The organism is Bradyrhizobium sp., from assembly GCF_049581145.1.
GTDB lineage: Bacteria > Pseudomonadota > Alphaproteobacteria > Rhizobiales > Xanthobacteraceae > Bradyrhizobium.
In genome coordinates, this window is the sequence record NZ_JBAURI010001176.1 from 1 (window position 1) to 3,029 (window position 3,029).

Sequence of the window (3,029 nt, forward strand, 5' to 3'; positions counted from 1 at the left end):
GGTCATGGCAAGGCCGGCGATGGCGGCTTGCGGGAGGCACTGCGGGCGTGGCGCTCCGGCGTCGCGCGCGAGCGCGGCGTGCCGGCCTATGTCGTGCTGCACGATTCCACGATCGACGGCATCGCCGTGGCGCGCCCGGCGACGCTTGCCGAGCTTCGCAGCGTTGCCGGGATCGGCGACAAGAAGCTCGAGCATTACGGCGACCAGTTGATCGCGGTGATCAGGGCCGCGGCGAACTAGAATCCGGCCGCGCGCCGAAATTGCCCATGAGCCGCCTCAGCCGTTGCGGAAGGCATAGGCATAGCCGTTGAGCGCCGGCGCGCCGCCGAGATGGGCGTAGAGCACCTTGGAGCCTTCTGGAAAATAGCCCTTCGCCACCAGATCGATCATGCCCTGCATCGATTTTCCCTCATAAACGGGGTCGGTGATCATGCCTTCCAGCCGCGCGCACAGCCGGATGGCGTCCTTCGTCTCCTCCGAGGGGATGCCGTACGCCGGATGCGCGTAATCCTCGATCAGCACGACGTCGTCGGCGACGATCTCGTGGCCCAGTTCGACCAGGCGCCCGGTGTTCCGTGCAATCTCCAGCACCTGCGCCTTGGTCTGCGCCGGCGTGAAGGATGCATCGATGCCGATCACCTTGCGCGCGCGGCCATCCCTGGCGAAGCCGACCAGCATGCCGGCATGGGTCGAGCCGGTGACGGTGCAGACGATGATATAGTCGAAGGCGAAGCCGAGCTCTTTCTCCTGTGCGCGGACCTCCTCGGCAAAGCCGACATAGCCGAGCCCGCCATATTTGTGCACGGAAGCGCCGGCCGGGATCGCATAGGGCTTGCCGCCGGCGGCCCTGACCTCCTCGATCGCCTGCTCCCAGCTTTGGCGGATGCCGATATCGAAACCTTCGTCGACCATCCTGAGCTCGGCGCCCATGATACGGCTGAGCATGATATTGCCGACGCGGTCGTAGACCGCATCCTCATGCGGCACCCAGCTTTCCTGCACCAGGCGGCATTTCATGCCGAGCTTGGCCGCGACGGCTGCGACCATGCGGGTATGATTGGACTGCACGCCGCCGATCGAGACCAGCGTATCGGCGTTGGACGCGATCGCGTCCGGAATGATGTATTCGAGCTTGCGCAGCTTGTTGCCGCCGAAGGCCAGCCCCGAATTGCAGTCCTCGCGCTTGGCGTAGATCTCGACCTTGCCGCCGAGATGGCGCGTCAGCCGCGACAGCTTTTCGATGTGGGTCGGCCCGAAGGTGAGCGGATAGCGCGCGAATTTTTCGAGCATGTCGTGAGCTCATGGATGTTTCGAGATGGACGAAAGGACTATCACCGGCTCCGCGCAAGGTGCTGCCGAAAAGGCCCCTGCCTGCTAAATTATCTTGCGAACAATGCGATATTATTTAGTATTTCTTCCAGTAAAAGACTCGTATCCGAAAGATTCTTCCGTGGCCGCTCGGCTCGACCGCACCGACCTCAAGATGTTGCGATTGCTGCAGAATGACGGCCGGCTCAGCAATGCCGAACTGGCCGAGATGGTCAGTGTCAGTGCCGCGACATGTCATCGCCGCACCCAGCGCCTGTTCGAGGACGGCTTCATCGGTCCGGTGCGGGCGATGGTGGCGCCGCGCAAGGTCGGAATGGGCGCGCTGGTGATGGTCGGCGTCGTGCTCGACCGCTCCACGCCGGAGAGTTTTGCCTCGTTCGAGCAGGCGGTGGCGAAGCTGAAATTCGTCATCGACTGCCATCTGGTGGCCGGCGATTTCGATTACTTCCTGAAAATCCGCGTCGGCGGTATCGAGGATTTCCATCGCATCCATGGCGAGCAGTTGATCGCGCTGCCCGGCGTCCGCCAGACCCGGACCTTCTTCGTCATGAAGGAAGTGGTCGACAACGCACCGCTGGAATTCTGATCGCGGCTTCGCGCCGATCAAATGATCTTTGCAGGCGCGGCTTCGCCATCCAGCATCCGGTACAGGCGACCTTCATCGAGCGCATTCTCCCATTTGGACGACGATCGTTGCGACCGCGTTGCCCATCAGCGTCAGCGCCGCATCAGCCTCGTCCCGTCGTTGTCGATCGTCGCGATGGCTCGGGCACATCGACCGCGCTGGCCTGGAGCGCGGCGACTGTCGCCCGCACCAGTTGCTCGATGGCACTCGCCGCATCGGCGCCATCCGCCTCGCCGCGCGACAGGCGCGACACGCGTTCGGGCGTGACCAGTGTGTAATACAGCGCCCCCAACAGGAAATGGCTGCGCCAGACGATCTCCTTCCGCGCAATGTGCGGCAGGCTGTCGTGGATCGCATCAATAAAGGCATGGCTGGTATCGTCAAAGGTCTGCGCGATGATGCGGCGGGCAACGTCATTGCCTTCGGCCGACATCACCGCACGCAGCCGCGTAAACCGCGCGCCGCCGCCGGCGAGATCGCTGCCCGACGAAAACGCCGGCAGCACATAGGCGCGGACGATCGCCTCGAGCCGGTCTTGCAGATCGCGGACGCGGTTGGCAGCCGCCAGCAATTCGGAGCGCCGCCGGTTCATCGGCCCGCAATGACGCTGGTAGATTTCCAGCAGCAGGCCGTCCTTGGTCTTGAAATGATAGGTGACGCTGCCGGGGTTCGCGCCCGCGGCCTGCGCGATGTCCCGGATCGAGACGGCGGTGAAGCCATTGGTCGAGAACAGCTCCTCCGCCGCGCAGAGGATCGCCTCGCGCAAATTCGGCTTGCGCGTTGCGCCGGCTTTCTTGGCCTGAGCTATCCCGGCTGGAGGCTTCTTGGCTCGAACTTCCCTGCCAGGTGCCCGGTTGCGGGACGCTTTTGCGGCTGACGTGAGTACCATTGTTTGTACTAATGTACAAAAGATAAGGTCTGGTCAACAAACGATCCAGGCGCTAGCACAAACCCGATATTCTCCCAGGACATGACCAGAGGCGGTATCGCATGATGATGAGACTGCAATCGTTTCGAGCGCTCCGACCGGCCGTCCGCAGCCTCGCGCGGCGGCCGTCCTGGCACGGCCGCGCAC

The 3,029-nt window shown here is 63.5% G+C and carries 4 protein-coding genes; 2 read left to right on the plus strand and 2 right to left on the minus strand.

Annotated elements, in window-relative coordinates; genetic code table 11:
- The coding region (locus tag WCB02_RS37425) for an HRDC domain-containing protein (protein WP_423966935.1) at positions 1-240 on the plus strand (240 nt) is incomplete at its 5' end.
- 36 nt (positions 241-276) lie between these two features.
- Here the strand turns inward: WCB02_RS37425 and WCB02_RS37430 are convergent.
- Complete coding sequence (locus WCB02_RS37430) at positions 277-1,290, minus strand: 1-aminocyclopropane-1-carboxylate deaminase (RefSeq protein ID WP_423966937.1); 1,014 nt, start codon at positions 1,288-1,290, stop codon at positions 277-279.
- A 160-nt stretch (positions 1,291-1,450) separates the two neighbouring features.
- Between WCB02_RS37430 and WCB02_RS37435 the strand changes: the two genes are divergently transcribed.
- Complete coding sequence (locus WCB02_RS37435) at positions 1,451-1,915, plus strand: Lrp/AsnC family transcriptional regulator (protein WP_423966940.1); 465 nt, start codon at positions 1,451-1,453, stop codon at positions 1,913-1,915.
- Positions 1,916-2,057: 142 nt separating this feature from the next.
- Here the strand turns inward: WCB02_RS37435 and WCB02_RS37440 are convergent, their stop codons facing one another.
- Positions 2,058-2,843 carry a TetR/AcrR family transcriptional regulator gene (locus WCB02_RS37440; protein ID WP_423966942.1) on the minus strand — a complete coding sequence of 262 codons (786 nt, stop codon included), beginning with the start codon at positions 2,841-2,843 and terminating at the stop codon, positions 2,058-2,060.
- Positions 2,844-3,029 lie beyond the last annotated feature (186 nt).